Below are 20,819 nucleotides of genomic sequence, written 5' to 3' on the forward strand. Positions count from 1 at the left end.
ATGGACATTACTGCATTGTGGCGATGAGCGCGCGAAGCGTTTCGACACCCTCACCTTTTTCCGACGAGGTGACAAGCAGCTCGGGAAACGCCGCCGGGTGTTTGGCCAGCGCTGTGCGGACCTGCGCCAGCGTCTGTTCCTGCTGCGCCAGACCGATCTTGTCGGCCTTGGTCAGCACCACCTGAAACGGCACGGCGGATTTGTTCAGAAGGTCGAGGATTTCTTCATCCACCTTCTTCACCCCGTGGCGCATGTCGATCAGCACAAAGGCCCGGCGCAGGGTCGAGCGGCCCGCCAGATAGCTTTTGAGCAGCGCCTGCCATTGGCGCACCACGGCGACCGGGGCTTCGGCAAAGCCATAGCCCGGCAGATCGACCAGATAGAGCTTTTCGCCCACGTCGAAGAAGTTGATCTCCTGCGTGCGGCCCGGCGTGTTCGAGGTCCGCGCCAGCGACTTGCGCCCGGTCAGGGCGTTGATCAGGCTGGATTTGCCGACGTTCGAGCGCCCGGCAAAGCAGATCTCGAGCCGGTCGGCGGGGGGCAGCCCCTCCATCGAGACGACGCCTTTGACGAAATCCACCGGCCCGGCAAACAGCTTGCGGCCGATTTCGGCGGTTTCCGCGCTGGGGGTTTCGGTCAGGGGAAACGGGAGGGAGGTCATGCGTGAAGCTCCATCTGATCGCCAAGCGTCACGGTGCCCGAGGCAACGACGCTGGCATAAACGCCAAGATCCTGATGGCCCCAGCCCGCGCGCAGCGCGGCGAGCGTGTCGCCGTCGGCGGTGCCGGTCTCAGGGTCATAGGTGGTGGCAACGCAGCGCGTGATGCGCTCTTCGACGCGAAGGCGCGCGCTGCCAAGGGTGAAGTCGCGGCCGATCAGGTCGAACTCCTGCCAGGCGGGCATCTCGTCCAGCCACAGGTTACCGCGGAAGCGGTGGATCGACAGATCCTGCCCCATGCTCTCGGCCAGTGCCTTGAGCGAGGCAAGGTTAAGCACCGCGATCCACGGGTCGGGCACATCGGTCATCGCGCCGCCGTCCTGCCGCGCGACCAGCCGGTCGGGGGCGGGGCGCGCCGCGGGCCAGAGCGGGCGCAGCCAGTCGACCAGCGCCGCGCCATCGTCGGGCAGGGTGCCCGTGAACAGCTCTTGCGCGGGGTGCGACAGGTGGATCACGCGGGTTTCTTCGTCGAACTCGGCGCGGATCGCCTGCAGCGTTCCCGCCGCCGCGCCGCGCACGAAGTTCATCTTGGCCATCCAGCCCTCTGGCGCGCCGTCGAACTTGGCGCTTTGCGTGGCCACGGCCCAGACCCGGTCAAAGGGCATCGGGCGGCCCTGCGAAAGGACCGCCCGGTTGAGCATCTGGAACCCGGCGGATTTCACCGGGTGCCTGACGATATGCGCAAGCCGCGCGCCGCTCACTTGGGTTTGCTGCCCTTTGGCAGCCGAACCGAGGCGCGGATATTGCCGAAGATATCCGGCTTGGACCCATGCGCGCGCATGATGAAATACTGCTGCGTGAAGGTGATCACGTTGTTGCCGATCCAGTACATCAGCAGGCCCGAGGCAAAGCCGCCCATGACGAACATGAAGATCCACGGCATCCAGTTGAAGATCGTCGCCTGCATCGGATCGGCCGGGGCCGGGTTCAGACGCATCTGGAACCACATCGAGGCGCCAAAGAGCAGCGGCAGCAGGCCCAGGAACACCGTGGCCATCAGGCTACCCGTCTCAGGGGCTGCCCAGGGCAGGGCACCAAACAGGTTGAACAGCGACGTCGGATCGGGTGCGGACAGGTCGTTGAACACCCAGAACCACGGCGCATGTCGCAATTCGATGGTGACGAAGATCACCTTGTAGAGCGAGAAGAAGATCGGGATCTGCAACAGGATCGGCAGACAACCGGCGGCAGGGTTAACCTTTTTCTCACGGTAGAGCTTCATCATCTCTTGCTGAAGCTTCTGGCGGTCGTCGCCTGCACGATCTTTGAGGGCGGCCATTTCCGGCTGCAACTCTTTCATGCGCGCCATCGAGACGTAGGATTTCCACGCCAGCGGCAGCAGGACCGCTTTCAGCGTCAGGGTCAGTGCCAGAATGGCCCAGCCCATGTTGCCGATCAGGCCATGATAGAAGTTCAGCACGCGGAAGATCGGGCGGGTCAGGAAAAAGAACCAGCCCCAGTCGATCGCATCGGTGAAACGCTCGATGTTGTCGTCGTTCTGGTAGTGGTTCAGAACGGCAAATTCCTTGGCGCCGGTGAACAGCATGGACGAGGCACTGGCGGTTTCACCGGGTTGCACGGTCACGGTGGGCTGGCGCAGGCTGGCCTGATAGATGTCAGCGCCGGGCACATACTGGGCCACGCTGGTCACTGGCTGACCGGGCGCGCCGACCAGCGTCGCCATGAAGTATTTCGACGTGAAGCCGATCCAGCCGTTGGTGGTGGCGGTGGTTTCATGCGTCGGGATGCGTTCGCTCTGGCTGACCGGATAGTCCACCATGTCGCCGTAATCGGCTTCCAGCAGCGCACCGTCGGTCATCTGCACGAGACCTTCATGCGAGATATAGTAGCCCTGAATGTCCGACGGGACGCCATGCTGCGCGATCAGCGAATACGGGTCCAGCGACACAGCCGTGTCCGAGGTGTTCGTGATCTCTTGCGCGACGGTGAACATGTAATCGGCATCGACGCTGATCACGCGGGTAAAGTTCAGGCCCGCGCCGTTGTCCCATTGCAGGGTGACGGGGGTTTCCAGCGTCAGGGCGTTGTTGCCGACCTGCTGCCACGGCGTCGCCGGACCGGGAACCAGATCGTAATCCAGCGCACCGCGCGGGCTCCAGCCGAAGAAGGCATAGAACGGGTGGCGGTTGCCGCCGTTGGGGTTCAGCAGGTGAACCAGATCGCTCTCGGGATCGACGGTTTCGGTGTAATCGCGCAGGCGGATATCGTCAAAGCGACCGCCGGTGACGGCAATCGAACCGGCCAGCCGCGGGGTGTCGATCTCGATCCGCGCGGTTTCGGCCAGCGGTTCGGCCACGGCCACACCATCAGCCCCCAGTGCCGGGGTTGCCGCCGGGGGCGGCAGCAATTCGGACTGGGCAACGGTGTCACCGGGCTGCGGTTCGGCCGGCGGGAACAGGGCAAACCAACCCATGATCACCGCGAGGCTGAGGGCGAAAGCAAGGATCAGGTTCTTTGTTTGATCGTCCATCAGGTCTTTCCGGGCACGATTTCAATGTTGCGAGGGTTCAACAGACCTTGCCCGGAAAGGTCAAGCGGATTCCCCGCCCAAGCGCCGGGATGCAGCCATTCGTCGCTGTCGTTTGCGTGAGAGTGGCCTACGATGGACCGGTTGCGCCACAGCCTGCGCCGCTGGGCGGGGCAGGGCCAGGCGGTGCGGTCACCGGGCAGGGTGCGGGCCTTCGTCGGCGCGCTTTTGGCCCATGGCGGGCGCGGCGCGAACGGCCTGCGCTAGTCGGCGGCGGCGCCAAGCGCGGGCGCGCCGGTGGTGATGTCGCTGGCGCAGCTGGCGGGGGGCGTTACCGGTGGCGCAAGCGCAGCGCCAGCAGGGGCTGCGCCGGGTTCGCCCTTGGCAAGTGCCTGATCATGGGCGACGATCCAGTCGACCAGTTCTTCGGCGGGCATCGGGCGCGCGATACTGAAGCCCTGCAGATGGTCGCAACCCAGCTGCGCCAGTGTCACGTGCTCATCCGGATGCTCGACGCCTTCGGCCAGTGTGCTCAGCCCCAGTTGCGCCGCCATCGACAGGATTGCCGCGACCATGCGCTGCTGTTCGGGATCGCGGTGCAGGTTGGTCACGAAACTGCGGTCGATCTTGATGCGACCCACGGCGAACCGCCGGATCGCGGTGATCGAGGCATTGCCGGTGCCAAAGTCGTCCAGATCAATCCCGCAGCCCATGCCTGAAAGCCGGGCGATGGTACGCACGGCGATGTCATCATCGTGCCGTGTGACCACGGTTTCCAGAATTTCCAGCGCCAGCCGCTCGGGTTTCAGGTCATGGCGGTCCAGTTCCCAGGCGATTTCGTCAGCCAGTCGGGGATTGCGCAGCTCTTGCGCCGACAGGTTGACCGAGACGCAGGGCACCGACAATCCGGCCTTGTCCAGCGCAGCCAGCGTGTTGAGCGCGTCGCGCAGCATGACCTCGGCCAGCCGGGGCGACAGGCCGGCCGCTTCGATCTGGGGAAGAAAGTCAGCCGGTGAGAGCACGCCTTTTTGCGGGTGATGCCAGCGGGCGAGCGCCTCAAGCCCGCTGATGGCACTGTTGTCGGTGCGGATCTGCGGCTGGAAATGCGCCCGGATCTCGCCCGAGTCGAGCGCGCGCCGCAGCGTGGCGATGCGGTCGCCGCTGAGCGATGCGGGGAAATCCACCACGGAATAGCTGCTCAACGCGCCCGGGCCGCTGCGCAACGCCTTGTCCGCCGCCGATTCTGCCGCCTGCAGCATGTCGATTCCGTTAAGCTGCGCCGCGCGCGGTGACAGCGAAAAGCCGATCGACACGCTGGGCCAGACCGTCACGCCGTTCAGCGTGACCGGGGCTGCCAGTTGCGATTGTGCGCGCTGCGCCACCGCCATGACGGCGCCAAGGTCCAGCCCGCGATGCGGAAAAAGCGCAACGCCGAACCCGTCCGGGTGCAGCGCGCAGATGAGATCCTGTGCGCGCAGGGCATCGGCGAGTCGCGCGGCAAGGGTTTCGGTCAACTGCTGAAACCCGCTGTCGCCATGATGCTGGCGCAGCCGCTCTGCACCATCCAGCCGAAGCGCCAGCGCCGCCCCGTTGATCCCGGCCCTTGGCATCAGTTGCGCCTGCACGGCCTCGCGTGTGGTGATCCGGGCAAGGCCGGGGCTTTCGGCCACCACAGCGGCATCGCCTGTTGCCCGCAAGGCAGACCACACAAACACGCCCTGCACCCCAACCACCAGAGCGACACCCCACCAGGGCATGTCAGCGGCCCGGGCCACGAGCATCAACGTGACGGTCGGGATCAGCGCCAGAGCCCAAAGGCGGCGCAGGGCGGCATAGTGCTGCGTGCGTAGGGCCGATTCTCTGGTCATCCTGCGTCCTTCCGATGGCCTTTGCCCGAGTCCGGGCGATTGGCAGCATCAGCTTTCGCGCAAAGGATGAGCCAAAGCTTAACGCAGGCTCGGAATCTCGCTCAAATTGTCCGGGTCAGGCGCAGCGGCGTCGGGCCAGAGGTTGGCAAAGTCAAACAATGCCGGATCGGCCAGATGCGACGGGCGCACGTTCATCAATGCGCGGAACATGATGTTGCGGCGGCCCGGCGTGCGGCGCTCCCACTCGTCGAGAATACCCTTGACCTGCACCCTTTGCAGCCCGTCCTGCGAGCCGCACAGGTCGCAGGGGATCACCGGATAGTTCATCGCGCGGGCGAATTTCTCGCAATCGGACTCGGCCACCAGCGCCAGCGGGCGCAGCAGGGTCAGATCGCCATCTTCATTCACCAGCTTGGGCGGCATGGTTGCCAGCCGTCCGCCATGGAACAGGTTCATGAAAAAGGTTTCCAGAATATCGTCGCGGTGATGGCCCAGCACCACAGCCGAGCAGCCCTCTTCGCGCGCCACCCGGTACAGGTTGCCACGGCGCAGGCGCGAGCACAGGCTGCAATAGGTCCGGCCCTGCGGGATCTTGTCGACGACAACGGAATAGGTGTCTTTGTATTCGATCCGGTGCGGTACGCCCATCCTGGTCAGGAATTCGGGCAGGACGGTCGCCGGAAAGCCGGGCTGGCCCTGATCCAGATTGCAGGCCAGCAGGTCGACCGGCAGCAAGCCGCGCCATTTCAGCTCGTGCAGGATGGCGAGCAGGGTGTAGCTGTCCTTGCCGCCCGACAGACACACCAGCCAGCGGTCGCCGGGGCGGATCATGCCATAGGTGTCCATCGCCTCGCGCACCTGCTGCACCAGCCGTTTGCGCAGCTTGCGGAACTCGGTCGATTTGGGCGCGCCGTGGAACAGCGGGTGGATGTCGTCTTGATCGTCGAGCATGGGCGGATCTCCTGCCCCGAGGCATAGGGGGATGCGCGGCGCGCCGTCAAGGCGCTGTGGGGTCAGCGGTGGTGGGCGTCGTGCTCGGGGTCGGTACCGGGCACCGGGTCATAGCCCTGCCCGCCCCAGGGCTGACAGCGGGCAAGGCGCTTGGCGGTTAACCATGTGCCGCGCAGCGCGCCGTGATGCTTCAGGGCCTCCATCGCATACGCGGAGCACGTGGGCTGAAACCGGCACCCGTGCCCGACCCAGGGACTGAGCAGCAACCGGTAGGCGCGCACCGGCAGTGAAACGATCCAGGCGGCGGGGGTCATGCGGGGCGTGTCACACATCGGGCGATCCTTTGGGCTGCGCTGGATGTGGGGCGCCTGGCGCCGCCGCGCAAGGGTGGTCAGCCCAGCCGCGCCGCGAGGTCGGTGATCTGCGACGGGGCGAAGACGGCGATGCCGTGGCGGATGAGGTGCTCGGCCACCACCCCGCGGCCTGCGATGCGGGTGCCGTCATGACGGCCGGCATAGATCTGAAGCGAACCGCACGAGGGGCTGGCGTCGGTCAAAAGCGCGAAGGTGCAGCCGTGTGCAAGGGCCGTGCGCAGGGCGATCTCGGCACCGCGGACAAAGGCACGGGTTACATCAGCGCCTTGATCGGTGCGGATGCTGCCCGTGCCATCAAGAACCTGCGCGGCTGTCACGCCGGGGGCAAGTTCTGCGGGCGGGCGCGGGGTTGGCAGACCGGCGGCGACTTCGGGGCAGAGGGGGACGAGCCGACCCTCGGCCTGCCATCGGGTGAGCAGGGCGTCGGTCAGGGTCTTGGCGCGACCGTCATAGCGCACGGGCGCGCCCATCAGGCAGGCGCTGATCAGGATGCGGGACATCTGCGCAGTTTAGGCGGCGATGCTGGCGCGGTAAAGGCGGGGCGGCGCGCGACCCCATCGAGGGGTCGCGCGCCGCTCGGGGGCGCTGCCCCCGCCGGGCCGTTCCGGCCCGCCCCCGGGATATTTAGAGAGCAAAGAAAGCGCGGTTAACGAACCGTTAACGCCGCATTTTCTGTCTGAAAATATCCTCGGGGGGTGGATGGCGCGGGACGCGCCAGAGGGGGGCAGAAGGCCCCCTGCACCGGGTCAGCCGTGAAGGCGGCTGAGGGCGCTGTGCAGATCGCGTTGCAGCGCCGCGTAGTCGCTTGCAATCGTGGCCTGAGGTTTGCCGACCAGGACGTAATCCCAGCCGCTCAGCCCGCGATCGGTGAGGATTTCCCGTGCCAAAGCCCGCAAGCGGCGTTTGGCACGGTTGCGGGCGACGGCGTTGCCGATCTTCTTCGAGCAGGTGAACCCGACGCGCACACCCTCGCCCGGCTCGCCCGCCTCGCGCTGGCGCGCTTGCAGCAGGAAACCCGCCACGGCAGCGCGGCGGGCTCGGGCGGCGGCGAGGAAATCGCTGCGTTTGGTCAGCACCGTCAGGCGTGACAAAGCCGCCGGTGCTGCCCGGTCTCCAGCCTCAGGGCTGGTCAGGGGCGCGTCCGGCGGTGTCATACCTGCGACAGGCGCGTGCAGGCCTTAGGCCGACAGGCGCTTGCGGCCAGCCGAACGGCGTGCGTTCAGGATCTTCTGGCCGGCTTTGGTGGCCATGCGCGAACGGAAGCCGTGGCGCTTTTTGCGAACCAGGTTCGAAGGCTGGAAGGTGCGTTTCATTGCGCAAGTCCTTATTTGGTATCTGGTTGCCCGACTCCAACCCGTGGGAGTCGAGGGCTTATCATTCTGAAGGCCGGGCAATAGCCAAGCCGGGCGGGCAAGTCAATCGACGCCGGGGCGGATTCGGAAAAAGACGCACGGCGCTTGACCTTTCTTAACGCCTTTCGCTGGATGGCGCCATGACCCTGCTGGCCGCAAAACACCCGTTTCGCCTGCCTGTCGTGGTGCATGCGGGGTCTGGCGTTGTTGAAATCCTCGGCGTTGCCCGGCTGTCCATGGCGGGCGGTGGTTGCGGTTCGACGTGGGGACTGCCACCTAGGTGTAACGAAGCGCTGTGCCGGGTCGTCCTGCCCATGGCCCGCACCGGAGATCCAAGATGCCCCCGACCCTGCGCCGCTGGCTTCCGTTGATCATCATCGCAACCGGCGCGGTGCTGGGTCTCGTGCTGCTGCGCGACCGGCTGAGCTTTGAGTCGCTGGCCGAGAACCATGACGCGCTGCTGGCCTATGGTGCTGCGAATCCGCTGCTGACCCCGGCGCTGTTCATCGCGGCCTATGTGGTGGTTGTCGCTTTCTCGATCCCCGGGGCGATCTGGGTCACGCTGACCGGCGGGTTCCTGTTCGGGGTGTTTCCCGGCGTGCTCTATAATGTCAGCGGGGCGACGCTGGGCGCACTGCTATTGTTCCTCGCTGTCCGCGCCGGCTTTGGCGAACGGTTGCGGGCGCGCATCGATGCGGGTGACGGGGCGGTGCGGCGGCTCAGCGATGGCATCCGCGCCAATGAGGTGCCGGTGCTGCTGTCGATGCGGCTGATACCGGCAGTGCCCTTTTTCGTCGCCAATCTGATCCCGGCTTTTCTGGGGGTCGCGGTCTGGCGGTTTGTCTGGACCACGCTGCTTGGCATTCTGCCGGGCGCGCTGGTCTATACCTGGGTCGGTGCCGGGCTGGGCGAAGTTTTCGCGCGCGGCGAGACGCCTGATCTGGGTGTCATCTTCGAGCCTTATATCCTGGGGCCATTGCTGGGGCTGGCGGCACTGTCGCTGCTGCCTGTTGTGTTGAAAAAACTGCGGAGAGCTTGAGATGAGCATTCTGGAAACCGACATCTGTGTGATCGGCGCGGGCTCGGGCGGGTTGTCGGTGGCCTCGGGTGCTGTGCAGATGGGCGCGCGGGTGGTGCTGGTCGAAGGCCACAAGATGGGCGGCGACTGCCTGAACTATGGCTGTGTGCCGTCAAAGGCGCTGCTGGCCGCAGGCAAGGCCGCTGCCGCGCACCGCACCAACGGGCCGGGCGTGGCGGCCGATGAGCCCGAGGTGAGCTTTGCCGCCGCCAAGGACCACGTGTCGCGGGTGATCGCCGCCATCGCGCCGCATGATCTCGCAGGAACGCTTCGAGGGGCTGGGCGTGACGGTCATCCGTGATTGGGCCCGCTTCACCGGCCCGCGCGAGATCGAGGCGGGCGGCAAGCGCATCCGCGCGCGGCGTTTTGTCATTGCCACCGGCTCGCGTCCGCTGATCCCGCCGATCAAGGGGCTGGACGCGGTGCCGTATTTCACCAACGAGACGATCTTCGATCTGCGCCAGCCGCCGGGCCATCTGCTGATCATCGGTGGCGGGCCCATCGGGCTGGAAATGGCGCAGGCGCATCGGCGGCTGGGCAGCAAGGTGACGGTGATCGAGGGGGCGCGCGCCTTGGGCCGCGATGATCCCGAAGCCGCAGCGATAGTGCTGGCCAAGCTGCGCGCCGAGGGGGTCGATATTGTCGAAGAGGCCAAGGTCGAGCGGGTCGGCGGACGCTCGGGCGCGCTGGAGGTGCGGGTTGCGGGGGGCACGATCTTTGTTGGCACGCATCTGCTGGTGGCGGTGGGGCGCTCGCCGTCGCTCGAGCGGCTGAACCTTGAGGCGGCGGGCGTGCTGACCAACCGCGCGGGGGTGCAGGTGGACGACCGGCTGCGCAGTTCGAACCGCCGGGTTTATGCCATCGGTGATGCGGCGGGGCGCGGGCAGTTCACCCATCTGGCGGGCTATCACGCCGGGCTGATCATCCGCCCGATGCTGTTCGGTCTGCCCGGAAAGGCGCGCGGCGACCATATCCCGCGCGTGACCTTCACCGACCCCGAACTGGCGCAGGTCGGCCTGACCGAAGCCGAGGCGCGCGAGAAGCACGGGCCAGCGGTGCAGGTCTTGCGGCTGGATTTCGACGCCAGCGACCGCGCGCAGGCCGAGGGCAAGACGGTCGGGCTGATCAAGGTGATGGCGCTCAAAGGCCGGCCCATCGGGGCCACGATTGTGGGTCCCGGCGCGGGTGAGCAGATCGCGCTGTGGTCGCTGATGCTGGCCAATCGCCTCAAGCTGAGCGCCATGGCTGCAACCGTTCTGCCCTATCCGACGATGGCAGAGCTTTCCAAACGCGCATCATCGGCTTATTTTACCCCCAAACTCTTTGATAATCCTTTGATCAAGCGGGTGGTTCGGGCTGTGCAGTATTGGGTGCCCTGACTTTCTCTGCCAACTGGGACGGGTATGTTCTTTCGAACGCTTTCAGGCCGTTTCCTGCTGCTGACACTGCTCTTCGTGCTGTTGGCCGAGGTGCTTATCTTCGTGCCCTCCGTTGCCCGGTTTCGCGAAGATTACCTGCTGACCCGCCTTGAGCGGGCGCAGATCGCATCGCTGGCGTTGCTGGCTTCGGATGGCAGTATCAGCGACAAACTGGCCGAAGAGCTGCTCAACACCGCCGGGGTCTATAACGTCGTGCTGCGGCGCGATGCGGTGCGCGAACTGGTGCTGTCCTCGCAGGTGCCGGGGCCGGTGTCGGCGACCTATGATCTGCGCGCGCCGCCGATCTGGACGCTGATGCGCGACGGGCTGGCGGCGATGTTCATCCCTGACAACACGGTAATCCGGCTGATCGGCGACCCGGTGCAGGAAGCGGGGCTGCTGATCGAAGTCACGATGAACGCGGGGCCGTTGCGCGGTTCGCTGCGCGACTATGCGCTGCGTATCCTGTTCTTGTCGCTGATCATCACCCTGGCCACCGCGGCGTTGCTGTTCTTCTCGGTACAACGCTTGATCGTGACGCCCATCCGGCGCGTCATTGCCTCGATGGCGGCCTATGCCAAGGCGCCCGAGGATGCGCGGTCGATCATTGATCCCAACAGCCGCGTGACCGAGTTGCGCGAGGCCGAAGAGGCTTTGCAGCATCTGCAGACCGATCTGGCTCAGGCGCTGCGGCAAAAGGAACGGCTGGCGCAGCTGGGCGGTGCGGTGGCGCGCATCAGCCACGATCTGCGCAACATCCTGTCCACGGCGTCGTTGCTGGCTGACCGGATCGAAAGCTCAAGCGATCCTGCGGTGGCCCGCGCTGCGCCCAAGCTGCTCAACTCCCTGTCGCGGGCGATCAGCCTGTGCGAGAGCACGCTGGCTTTCGGTAAGGCCGAAGAGCCGTCGCCCCGGCTCAGCCAGTTCGCGCTGCGGCCAATGGTTGAGGAACTGATCGAAAGCGAGCGCATGGCGGCGGGTGAGGCCAGCGATGCGGTCGAGTTTCTTGTCGATGTCCCTGCCACGATGATGCTGCGCGCTGATCCCGAGCAGTTGTTCCGCGTGCTGACCAATCTGGTGCGCAACGCGCGTCAGGCGATCGAAGCCACACGCAAGCCCGGCTCGATCGAGGTGACCGCGCGGGAGACCGACACGACCACGGCGATTCGGGTGATCGACACGGGCCCCGGCTTGCCGCAGCGTGCCAAAGAGAACCTGTTCGCGGCCTTTCAGGGCGGCGCGCGCAAGGGCGGCACCGGTCTGGGACTGGTCATTGCGGCCGAGCTGGTGCGCGGTCATGGCGGCAAACTGGAGCTGATACGCAGTGACGAAGACGGCACCGAGTTCCGGCTTTCGCTGCCTCTTGGCGGCTGAAAAAAGGTGTGAAGAAAAGCGCAGATACCCCCTTGCGCTGCCCGGCGGTGGACGCTAAATCACGCCACACAGTGCACCCGTAGCTCAGCTGGATAGAGCATCAGACTACGAATCTGAGGGTCGGGCGTTCGAATCGCTCCGGGTGCACCACTTTCCTTTTCTTATCGTAAGACAGACGGCTTTACGCCGTCTTTGGCCGTTGTCCTGGCGTTGGCGGGTGATCGCGCGCTGTGGTTTTGGCCGAATTGGCGGGCAAGGTGGGTGCAATCGGTCAGGCGGATTTCGAGGTGTGTCTTCATCTTGTTTCAATGCCTGCCGTTCTTTGAATACTAATGAGCCGCCGCGACTATTTAGACTTTCGCCTGAAAGCGCGCCCAAAAAGCCGGTATAAAAAGCCGATAAAAAATATCCAAAAAGCGGAGCCGGTGCTGGCGCCGTTGGAAAAGCATGTCCGTTTGCTGAGGGGTTTTTTCTTTACGTTACGTAAACTCTGGCGAATCGATCAGGTCGTCAGGCCCAACCCAAAGGGCATTACCTCCTGAAGCGGGAGGCTTTTCTGAGTCGCGGCTTTCGGGCGAGTTGGAAAGGGTGCCATCAGGCTTTTGCGGAATGAACGCAGAATCTTCGTCGTTGAAGTAAAATAGCTACAAATATATGCGACATGGTTGAGGCCGCCATCTTATTGCCATAGTGAGACTTGTTATTGTCAAACTAGTCCCGGTTTTACTTGACCGGTGCAGAGGGTTGCACTTACAACTAGTATCAAAAGGATACTTAACTTGGAGCACCTTAGAAATGCGGACCGCCACATATCATGAGCCCTCTGCGGAGGCTGATTATGTAGGTTTCCAAGAAGCGCGTCGCATCATCGAGCTTGAACTGGAGTTCGAGCGGGCCGTAGCAAAGAACCGGGATCTGGCCCTGTTCCGCCGAAATGCGGCAACGTGGGAGATGCTTCTGGCCGCACTTGCTGCCGGCGATGACGACCGGATCGGGGTGTATGATCTGGTTGAATCGGTGACGTCGACGGGTCTTGGCAGCTCAGCCTTGCTGCGCTTCGTGCGCGATCGCCGGGACGATGGTCTTTTCGTTTTCGGCGCCGATCCGAAAAAGAAAAGCAAGCATCGGATCAGTCTGAATGACGACCTTGCCGAAGCGGCGCTGGCGCTGCTTGAGCAACGCAATCAGGCGTTGCGCAAGGCGACGCTGGAAACGGCCAACGCGCCGGTGCCGTTCCAGTCTGAAGGCCGTCTGCTGCGGGCTGCTGGCCGCCGTGACTAGACTGTGGAACGCGCGATCAACAGGGCCGGTGCCGCAGCAAGCGACACCGGCCTTTTTCGTTGTCGCAGGGGTCGGCGAACTTGTGCCACGCCAAACGCTAATCGGCGATCAAGGTGCAGGCAGTGGTTGCGCAAAGCCTTTTTCTGAGGGTAGCATAAGAGCCTTGTAGTGAAGAGTTTGACTGCGTGAGGCAAAGCATGACACACGGATTGCTTGCACAGCTGAGACGAGCGGTGCGCCAACTGGAACACGATATGGGCTTGGCGCGATATTCTGAATGCGAGCGCGACATTGTGTGCTTCGGTCAGGATTTCCCGTCAGAGGCGAGCTTCGATGTCCGAAATTTGCTCGCGGACGAATCGATGCGGAACTATTCGCGTCCGACCATCTTTCGCGGCCTCAAGACGCTGGTCGATGACCAGATCATCGAGAAGGTCGGTGGACCGCGAAGCGGGGTCTACAGGATCGTGCGGCGTCCAGTGCCTAGGGGCGCAACCGTTGCATCCGAAAGAATACCATCAACATCAAGAGCAGGGTAAGCAGCCCGATGTTGTCGCCTATGACATGGGTGACGGTCGTTGGTAGCAGCAGATCCGAATACAGGTTGTCGCCCGGCAACAGAATCAACCCGGTCGCGTTCACCAGTGACGCCAGCAACCCGGCGGTGAGCAGATCTCGGTAAAGCTTGCCATCCCTGCGCTGTGCGACGAAAAACGCGCCCCGTCCGCACAGGGCCAGAATGGCAAACGCCACATAGGCTGCGAATGCTGACACCAGCATCTGCGGAATCGCGTCAAAGGACAGGCTCTTGCCGTAGACCAGCTGCGTTGTGAGAAGCTGCGCCAGGAACACGGCAGGCACTGCCTTTTCCCGGTAGAACCAGATCGCAATCACCCGGACGCCATGTGGCAGGTAGCACAGGCTGCCTTGCTGCGCGGCCTCGGGCACGAGCATCGCCTGTATCGGCATCAGCACCTCGGACACCACGATGGCGGCTGCGACATAGCACAGCACGATTTCGGCAATGGTTTTCAGCTTCAACACTTGCAAGCCCTTCTGCGCATCACGCCTTGCCATCCATGATTCAGCGCGCTCTTTTAGCGCGAAAATCGCCCGGTAATTTGCGGTGTTGGTGGCTGGGGCGTGCGAAGCGCCTGGCTGAACAACGATGACCGCGCTGGCACAGCGATCACGTTCGCTTAGGAATGCAACCAGATCTGGCCAAAATCCACCGAAAAGTGACGTTCATCGGCGCGCCCCGCTCAGTCGCGCCGCTGTTTATACTGGTAACGATAGCCGTACCCGTAACCATAGCCGTACCCGTAGCCATACCCTGCCTTGGCCTTTCTGGGGTCAAAGCCGTTCAGGATGGCGCCGTTCATCTTCGAGCCAGCGGCTTCGAAGGCCTTCAGCGCCGCCGAGATTTCACCGGGCAGCGTGACAACGTGACGCGCGACAAGAATCGTGGTGCCGACCGAATGGCTGACGATAACCGGATCGGTCACGGCAAGGATGGGCGGGCAGTCAAAGACCGACAGGTCAAAGTAGCTGTCCAGTGTCGTCACCAGCGTCGCAAGGTTGTTGCGCATCAGCAGTTCTGACGGGTTGGGCGGGTATTTCCCGGTTGGCAGGAAATAGAGGTTCTCTACCGGGCCGCGCACGAGGCAGCTTTCGAGATCGGCATCACCGGCCAGAATATCCGCCAGACCCGGCCGGTTGCGCTCGACACCGAAATAGCGCCGCAGGTTGCCGCGCCGCAGGTCGGCGTCGATCAGACAGATGCGCTGCCCCGCCTGCGCGGCAATCACCGCGAGGTTGACGGCGGTAAAGCTTTTGCCAGCTTCAGGGTGCGTACTGGTGATGGCCAGAGACCGGCTCTTCGCGTCCAGCATGCCGAAATGCAGGCTGGTGCGCAGCGAGCGGAAGGCCTCGACGGCCAGATCGGTGGGTTCGGTGATGGCAAGAACGCCAAGCGAATCGCGTCGGTTGCCGTGGGTGTCGCCCTTGGCCGAGTAGCTGATGGTCGCAAAGACCGGCAGGCCGAGCTTCTCGATGTCCGAGGCGTCCTGAACGCCCTTGTGCATCCAGTTGCGCACCAGAACGACGCCAACGCCGAGTGCCAGACCCAGAATCAGCGACACGATCAGCACGCGCGCCTTGCTGGGGGCAATCGGGAAGCGCCCGGCGGCGGCCGAATCGACAATGCGCACGTTGCCGACCGTGCTGGCGCGGAGGACTTCGACTTCCTGCTGCCGGGTCAGCAGCTCGGTGTAGATCCGCTGCGCCAGCTCGACGTTGCGGCTGAGGTTGAGGATCTCGCGCTGGGTTTCCGGCAGATCGCCGGCCTGCGACCGCAGATCCGCCAGACGCAATTCCAGGCGCTGGCGGTCTTCAAGCAACTGGCGATAGACCGGATGGCTGGTGGTGTAGCGCTGGCTGACTTCATCCTCCTGACGCTGCAACTCGGCCAGCTGGCTTTCGACCGTGTTGATCTGCGTCAGGATGTTTTGCGTTTCAAAGGTCAGGTCGATGGCGACCTGACGCTGGCGGTAATTGTTGAGCGCGGCCTCGGCCTCGCGCAGCGTCGATTCGGCTTGGGGCAGTTGGGTGTTGATGAAATCAAGGCTGCTTTGCGCTTCGGCGGCGCTGCGCGAGATGTTCTGCTGCACATAGGATTGCGTCACCGCGTTCAGGATACGAACGTTCTCGCCGCGGTTGCCCCCCATGAACCGCACTTCAAGGATGCCTGAACCGCGGCCGCGTTCCGATACGGCAATCTGGGCGCGGATACTGTTGATGGCGGTCAGCTCGTCTATCTGCGAGATCACATACTGCCGCCCCGACCGTGCGTTGAGGCTGTCGACATGGATGGCGAAATTGTCTGCTTCCAGCGACAAAAGCGTGCCCACGGTGCCGGACACTTCCTGCCCGTCGGGCAGCGTCAGCGCATAGCCGTCGCCTGTCACTTCCAGCTCGATCTCCTGATTAAGCCAGCGCGGAGGGACAGACAGCAAGGCCAGGGTTAGCGAATCGCCAGAGCGCGCATAGCTCGACAGAAAGCCGATGTCGGGAATCGGCAGCGAATGGCGCGCAAGGATTTCGCCGATCAGGGGTGCTTTCACCGACGCCACGCGCCAATCAAGGTTCAGATCCGCCACCACGCGGCCAAGGACCATACGCGAGCGGAGCACCTCCATTTCGGTTGCGCTTTGGGGCGAATTGTCCACCAGATCCTGCATCGCCGAGGGCAGGGCGAGCTGCCCCGAGCGCTCTTCCAGCTGAAGCAGGGCGTCGGCCTGATAGGTGGGGGGCGTGCGCGCAAATTGAAAAGCACCGGCCATCAGCGCCAGCACCGCAAAGGTTGCGATGATGATCTTGCCCTTCCACGCCGTGAGGGCGATCTGCAGAAGGTCAATCTCGTCTTCGTCAATCGCCTGGGGTTCTTTGGCCATTGTCGGGTCTCATTTATGCTGTGGGTGCGCTAATAACACTGCGCTCTAAGGGGATATTCATGTAAGCGGTCCGACCCGTCGCCTGACGGCGTGTCAGCAGGTTTGACCGGCTGGGCCAGGATTTGCGGCCGACGGCGCCAGTTTGGCGGCCCAGTCTTGGGCACCGTCGTGGATCAAGAGAAAAACGGCTTCGTGGAAGTCTTTGGAGCGGCGATACGGATCAGCGATTCCCTTGGCGCCGCTCCATTGGTCAAAGAGGAAAACCTTGCCGGACAAAGCCGGTGCGGTACGGGCAATTTCAATCCTGTGGGCCGGTTCCATGACCAAGATCAGGTCATGGTCGCGACCCATCTCGAGGGTGAACCGGCGTGCCTGATGGCCGTCCAGCGAGACGCCACGCTTGGCGGCGACGCCAAAGGTTTCAGTGTCGGCGGGGTGGCCGACGACCGCGTGCAGACCGGCCGAGGTGACACTGATCTGAGCGCCACGCTGTTCGAGTTCAGCCCGCAAAAGCCGTTCGCCCAACGGCGAACGGCAAATATTGCCAACGCAGACCACAAGGACCGACTCGATCTTCATCCCGGCCGACCGATCAGTTCGTGATCGTGTCGATGGCATCGATAGCGCGGACCGACGGCAGCAAACGGGTGATGGTGTCGTTCCAGCGTTGCAGCGGCGAGCGGACGACATAGACCACATCGCCGGGTTCGAGCACAAAGCGCGTGCCCAGCAACAGTCCGGTGGGCGAACTGGTGTCGAGCTGGAACACCCGCGGGCGAGCCTCGGTCATGCGAAAGACGAAGATCCCGCGCATATCGGCACGCGGTGCGGCCAGACCGCCCAGCCGCGTTACGGCTTGTGTCAGTGTGACCGGCTCAAGCGACAGGTCGATCGCGTCCGGGCGCGCGACTTCACCCAGAAGATAGGCTTCCTGCGCCAGTCGGCGCGGGACGCTGACCACGTCGCCATTGCGCAGAACCGGGTTGTTCTGCACGATGCCTGCGCGCAGGAATCCTTGCACATCAACGGGATAGACCTGACCGCTGCGTTGGACGGTCACTGCCCGCAGGTCGGCTGTATCCGACGCGCCACCCGCGGCGTTGATCGCTTCGATCAGGGTGAGCGGAACGGTTGTCAGCGCCTGACGGTTGGGTGCGCTGACTTCGCCGGACACGACGACGCCTTGCGAGTTGAACGCCGCGACGCGGACATCGACCTGCGGGTCAGGGATGAAGCGGCTCAGGCGCTGGGTGAGATCGTCGCGAATCTGCTCGGGTGGGCGGCCGCGCGCGGTGACGGCACCGACGAAGGGATAGTTGATGGTCCCGTCGCTTTGCACGCGAAAGCCGCTTTCGGCCGAGGACCGGTTCTCGCCCTCGGGCAGGGTCAGTTCCGGGTGATCGAACACGATCACCGACAGAATATCGCCGGTCCCGACCAGATAGTTCCAGCCGCGCCCGCTGGGCAGGGCGGTGCCCGCATAGCCGCGCGTCGGCTCTGAGAAGGACGCGATGTTGCTGGCGTTCAGGTGGATGATGTCGACCTGCTCGGTCAGCGCTCGCTGCGCATCGGCGGAAACCGGAAAGCGCAGGTAGCTGTCCGAGCAGCCGGCAAGGCCAAGCGTTGCACATAAAAGCACCGCAAGCGCGCGCTTTGCCTCGATCCGGCGGGGTGCCGTCATTGCAGACGCGATCTGCACGGGCGGGTCATTCGGGAAAAGGTAAGTCACTCGCGGCTGTCCTTCAAACTGTCGATTGCTGCCCATGTGGTTGCGGGACTGATGCCCGTTCTATCGCGCCCATTGAAACGGGACGTTTTCCTCGGCCGCGGCGCGCAGCAATTGACGGTTGCGCGTGTCCAGCAACTCGATGAGTTGCGCGACAAGCTCTTCGTTCAACTGAAGCGTCCACTTGCTTTTCTTTTCATGTTCAAGGAATTGCACCAGCCCGTCGTCGCGACGTTCGCGGATGAATTTCAGCAGGGCTGAATTTCCCAAATACCGCGTCCCGACCGAATCTATGGTGTTGTAGACGCCCTCGTTGCTGCCATTTTTATATCGCGCGAGAAGAAGTAATAATTCCCATGTTGTGGGGTTTCTTCTGAAAAGAGAAAGCCCGCGCGACCGGGCGACTTCGCGCTCGAAGTTGAGCTCGATGTTGACGATTTTTTGGTGTTCCATTTAGAATTGCAACCTGCACTTTGCTGAATAGACCGCAAGCACGAGTCTTCTCTCGCAATTGCAATCGAACACCGGGCTTATTCACGTTTATCGACCCGTCATCTAAAAGACGCATCTTGTGCATCTTGCAAAATGATCCGGATCGAAGCGTCTCGTTGCCCTCGATCGCTCTGCGTTCCTCGCATTATTCAAGTGTTCACCTACTGGCGGCACATAAACACAACCGTGAGGAGAAAGTATCAGCAAAATAAGCCGATAAAGCCGGTCTTACCGGCAAAAAAGGGCGACAAAAAGCACCCTCAAAAGATGCAGATATTAGAAGTGTGCAATCTAGGGTAGTATACTTTTTAGCGAACTAGCGCGACAACCTTATCCAGTGAGGCTTTTAATGGCCGGGCTGTTGTGGCGCACTTGTATTTTGCATCGAGATTAGTCTGCGGGCGAAGTAGTAAGTTTTTATTCCGCCCAGTCTTCAGGCGAATTGCAACTATAATGCACGTCTCACCAGGTTGAGCAAGGGCCGACCCCAAAAACAATACCGCGAGTGAGGTAGTTCGACATGGAAACGTCACATTTGACGATCTCGGCAATCGCAGCATTTGCGCTGTCGCTATTGCTATGCATGGCGCTGGTGGGCCTATCGCGGACGCGGTGGCGCTCATTGGTGCGCCAAGGGGATCTCGGCGCGGTGCAGGCTGCGCATTCCTCCCCGACGCCCCGGGTTGGTGGGGCTGCAATTATCTTCGGTTACTTGCTTGGCTGCGCAATCGCATATTACAGCGGTGGCACTTTGTGGCTGCTTTTGATGGTGGCGGTGGTGCCGCTGTTTGTTTCGGGCGGGGCAGAGGATCTGGGTTTCCGGGTCTCGCCCGCCGGTCGGCTGGCGGCGGCCGTGCTTTCGTCGGCTCTGGCGGTGATCCTGACGGGCGCCTGGATCGGACACACCGGCCTCTACGCGTTGGACCCGCTGTTCGCCTGGAGCCCGTTCGCCGTGGTGATCACCGTGGTCGCCGCCGCGACCATCTCGCACGCGTTCAACCTGATCGACGGATTGAACGGTCTGTCAGGGTCGACGGCGGTTCTGGCCAGTGGTGGTATCGCTGCGACGGCGTTTCTGGTCGGTGATACCGAAATCGCCATGATGGGGGTGTTGCTGGCTGCCGCGACGATGGGCTTTCTGGTGCTCAACTTCCCGTCTGGCAAGATTTTTCTGGGTGACGCCGGCGCTTACACGCTGGGCTTCCTGCTGGCCTGGATGGGGATCGCGCTGATCTCGCGCAATCCTGACGTCGCACCGATCTCTGTGGTGATGATCATGTTCTGGCCGCTGGCGGATCTGTCGCTTGCGATCTATCGCCGCTATCGCTGCAACCTGCCTGTGTCCCACCCGGACCGGCTGCATTTCCACCAGATCGTCATGCGCGGGCTCGAGATCTGCGTGCTGGGGCGCGGTCGCCGGTCGGTGGCGAACCCGATGGCAACGCTGGTTCTGCTGCCGCTGATCGCCACGCCCGTGGTTCTGGGTGTCCTGATGCACGACCTGCCGCGTCTCTCCTTCGTGGCCCTGGTCGCCTGCCTTGCGGCGTTCTTCGGGATTTACGGTCTGGGCATGCGCCTTGCGACCAGTCGCGCCCGGTCGTCGCTGATGTCGTCCCTGACGGCCCCGCGTGGCCGCGCCTGGGGCCGTGCTTGAACGGCGGATCTGACCGGTACGGAAGTTGATCTCTCATGTTTGACGATGCCAGCTGGTTTGAGGCTGCAGGACAACGTGTTGGCGGGGGGATACCCTCCGCTGGTTTCTGGCGCAGCTGAAGCCGAATTCCCTGTCGATCGCGACGAAGAACCTGAACAGGCAGGGCTTTCGGTCGTTCGCGCCACAGACAGCCGAGACGCGCCGCTTTGGCCATCAGGTCAGAACGCAGCTGCGGCCGCTTTTCCCCGGCTACGTTTTCGTGTCGCTGGATACCAGTCAGGGGCACTGGCGGGCGGTAAACAGCACCTATGGCGTGACCAAGCTTGTCGCGTTTGGCGGCAAGCCCCGGCCTGTCCCGCGTGGGCTGGTCGAGCAGCTTGCCTTGCGGTGCGATGCGCAGGGTCAGATTCTGCCGTCCGAGGCCCTGTCACCGGGCGACCGGGTGCTGGTCACACACGGACCCTTCGCCGATGTGGTGGCCGATGTGGAGACGATTGAGCCCGACCGCCGGGTGTGGATCCTGCTGGACCTGATGGGGCAGCAAACCCGCGTTCAGGTTGACCGGGAAACGCTAAAGCGCGCCTGAGCGCGCT

General features: G+C 63.4%; 20 protein-coding genes, 1 tRNA gene and 1 pseudogene. 8 read left to right on the plus strand and 14 right to left on the minus strand.

Translation table 11 applies throughout. The annotated features are described in order from the left end of the window. Nucleotides 1-7: 7 nt before the first annotated feature. The 9 genes from yihA to rpmH form a co-directional block, all read right to left on the minus strand. Nucleotides 8-661: a ribosome biogenesis GTP-binding protein YihA/YsxC gene (gene yihA, locus OKW52_RS05910; RefSeq protein ID WP_264504894.1), complete on the minus strand. Its 654-nt coding sequence runs from the start codon at nt 659-661 to the stop codon at nt 8-10. Continuing rightward, nucleotides 658-1,419 carry an MOSC domain-containing protein gene (locus tag OKW52_RS05915; protein ID WP_264504895.1) on the minus strand — a complete coding sequence of 254 codons (762 nt, stop codon included), beginning with the start codon at nt 1,417-1,419 and terminating at the stop codon, nt 658-660. The genes yihA and OKW52_RS05915 overlap by 4 nt, the downstream gene beginning before the upstream one ends. Then, nucleotides 1,416-3,209, minus strand: a complete 1,794-nt coding sequence (yidC, locus tag OKW52_RS05920; RefSeq protein WP_264504896.1) for a membrane protein insertase YidC — start codon at nt 3,207-3,209, stop codon at nt 1,416-1,418. The genes OKW52_RS05915 and yidC overlap by 4 nt, the downstream gene beginning before the upstream one ends. Nucleotides 3,210-3,469: 260 nt before the next feature. After that, nucleotides 3,470-5,074, minus strand: a complete 1,605-nt coding sequence (locus OKW52_RS05925) for a GGDEF domain-containing phosphodiesterase (RefSeq protein WP_264504897.1) — start codon at nt 5,072-5,074, stop codon at nt 3,470-3,472. A 78-nt stretch (nt 5,075-5,152) separates the two neighbouring features. Beyond that, on the minus strand, nt 5,153-6,025 hold the full coding sequence (ttcA, locus tag OKW52_RS05930) for a tRNA 2-thiocytidine(32) synthetase TtcA (protein ID WP_264504898.1): 873 nt from the start codon (nt 6,023-6,025) through the stop codon (nt 5,153-5,155). Nucleotides 6,026-6,087: 62 nt separating this feature from the next. Beyond that, nucleotides 6,088-6,339 (minus strand): membrane protein insertion efficiency factor YidD, encoded by a 252-nt coding sequence (yidD, locus tag OKW52_RS05935; protein ID WP_264507663.1) that lies wholly within the window; start codon nt 6,337-6,339, stop codon nt 6,088-6,090. 77 nt (nt 6,340-6,416) lie between these two features. Further along, on the minus strand, nt 6,417-6,899 hold the full coding sequence (locus OKW52_RS05940; protein WP_264504899.1) for a DUF523 domain-containing protein: 483 nt from the start codon (nt 6,897-6,899) through the stop codon (nt 6,417-6,419). 246 nt (nt 6,900-7,145) lie between these two features. Continuing rightward, nucleotides 7,146-7,553, minus strand: a complete 408-nt coding sequence (gene rnpA / locus OKW52_RS05945) for a ribonuclease P protein component (protein ID WP_264504900.1) — start codon at nt 7,551-7,553, stop codon at nt 7,146-7,148. A gap of 24 nt (nt 7,554-7,577) precedes the next feature. After that, entirely contained in the window at nt 7,578-7,712 is a 135-nt protein-coding gene (gene rpmH, locus OKW52_RS05950) for a 50S ribosomal protein L34 (RefSeq protein WP_127105145.1), read from the minus strand. A 376-nt stretch (nt 7,713-8,088) separates the two neighbouring features. On the opposite strand from rpmH, the gene OKW52_RS05955 reads away from it, so the two are divergent. The 6 genes and pseudogenes from OKW52_RS05955 to OKW52_RS05980 all read left to right on the plus strand — a co-directional run bounded on the left by OKW52_RS05955 (nt 8,089) and on the right by OKW52_RS05980 (nt 12,902). Further along, the gene (locus tag OKW52_RS05955) at nt 8,089-8,790 is read left to right on the plus strand and encodes a TVP38/TMEM64 family protein (protein ID WP_264504901.1); all 702 of its coding nucleotides are present in this window, start codon (nt 8,089-8,091) and stop codon (nt 8,788-8,790) included. 1 nt (nt 8,791) lies between these two features. Continuing rightward, a pseudogene (locus OKW52_RS05960) lies at nt 8,792-10,208 on the plus strand (dihydrolipoyl dehydrogenase family protein). A gap of 24 nt (nt 10,209-10,232) precedes the next feature. After that, the gene (locus tag OKW52_RS05965; protein WP_264504902.1) at nt 10,233-11,621 is read left to right on the plus strand and encodes a sensor histidine kinase; all 1,389 of its coding nucleotides are present in this window, start codon (nt 10,233-10,235) and stop codon (nt 11,619-11,621) included. Between the two features lie 73 nt (nt 11,622-11,694). After that, nucleotides 11,695-11,771 (plus strand) — tRNA-Arg (locus tag OKW52_RS05970). Between the two features lie 182 nt (nt 11,772-11,953). Continuing rightward, nucleotides 11,954-12,163: a hypothetical protein gene (locus tag OKW52_RS05975; protein WP_264504903.1), complete on the plus strand. Its 210-nt coding sequence runs from the start codon at nt 11,954-11,956 to the stop codon at nt 12,161-12,163. A gap of 253 nt (nt 12,164-12,416) precedes the next feature. Further along, the gene (locus tag OKW52_RS05980) at nt 12,417-12,902 is read left to right on the plus strand and encodes a hypothetical protein (protein WP_264504904.1); all 486 of its coding nucleotides are present in this window, start codon (nt 12,417-12,419) and stop codon (nt 12,900-12,902) included. 483 nt (nt 12,903-13,385) lie between these two features. On the opposite strand, the gene OKW52_RS05985 is transcribed toward OKW52_RS05980, so the two are convergent. The 5 genes from OKW52_RS05985 to OKW52_RS06005 form a co-directional block, all read right to left on the minus strand. Beyond that, on the minus strand, nt 13,386-13,946 hold the full coding sequence (locus OKW52_RS05985) for a hypothetical protein (protein ID WP_264504905.1): 561 nt from the start codon (nt 13,944-13,946) through the stop codon (nt 13,386-13,388). 218 nt (nt 13,947-14,164) lie between these two features. After that, on the minus strand, nt 14,165-16,354 hold the full coding sequence (locus OKW52_RS05990) for a polysaccharide biosynthesis tyrosine autokinase (protein WP_264504906.1): 2,190 nt from the start codon (nt 16,352-16,354) through the stop codon (nt 14,165-14,167). A 93-nt stretch (nt 16,355-16,447) separates the two neighbouring features. Continuing rightward, nucleotides 16,448-16,933 (minus strand): arsenate reductase/protein-tyrosine-phosphatase family protein, encoded by a 486-nt coding sequence (locus OKW52_RS05995; protein ID WP_264504907.1) that lies wholly within the window; start codon nt 16,931-16,933, stop codon nt 16,448-16,450. 13 nt (nt 16,934-16,946) lie between these two features. Beyond that, nucleotides 16,947-18,083 (minus strand): polysaccharide biosynthesis/export family protein, encoded by a 1,137-nt coding sequence (locus OKW52_RS06000; RefSeq protein ID WP_264504908.1) that lies wholly within the window; start codon nt 18,081-18,083, stop codon nt 16,947-16,949. A gap of 60 nt (nt 18,084-18,143) precedes the next feature. Further along, nucleotides 18,144-18,533: a hypothetical protein gene (locus tag OKW52_RS06005; RefSeq protein ID WP_264504909.1), complete on the minus strand. Its 390-nt coding sequence runs from the start codon at nt 18,531-18,533 to the stop codon at nt 18,144-18,146. A 790-nt stretch (nt 18,534-19,323) separates the two neighbouring features. On the opposite strand from OKW52_RS06005, the gene OKW52_RS06010 reads away from it, so the two are divergent. Next, entirely contained in the window at nt 19,324-20,226 is a 903-nt protein-coding gene (locus OKW52_RS06010; protein WP_264504910.1) for an MraY family glycosyltransferase, read from the plus strand. 106 nt (nt 20,227-20,332) lie between these two features. After that, nucleotides 20,333-20,812: a transcription termination/antitermination protein NusG gene (gene nusG / locus OKW52_RS06015; RefSeq protein WP_264507664.1), complete on the plus strand. Its 480-nt coding sequence runs from the start codon at nt 20,333-20,335 to the stop codon at nt 20,810-20,812. The last annotated feature ends 7 nt before the right edge of the window (nt 20,813-20,819 follow it).

Source organism: Pararhodobacter zhoushanensis, from assembly GCF_025949695.1.
GTDB classification, from domain to species: domain Bacteria; phylum Pseudomonadota; class Alphaproteobacteria; order Rhodobacterales; family Rhodobacteraceae; genus Pararhodobacter; species Pararhodobacter zhoushanensis_A.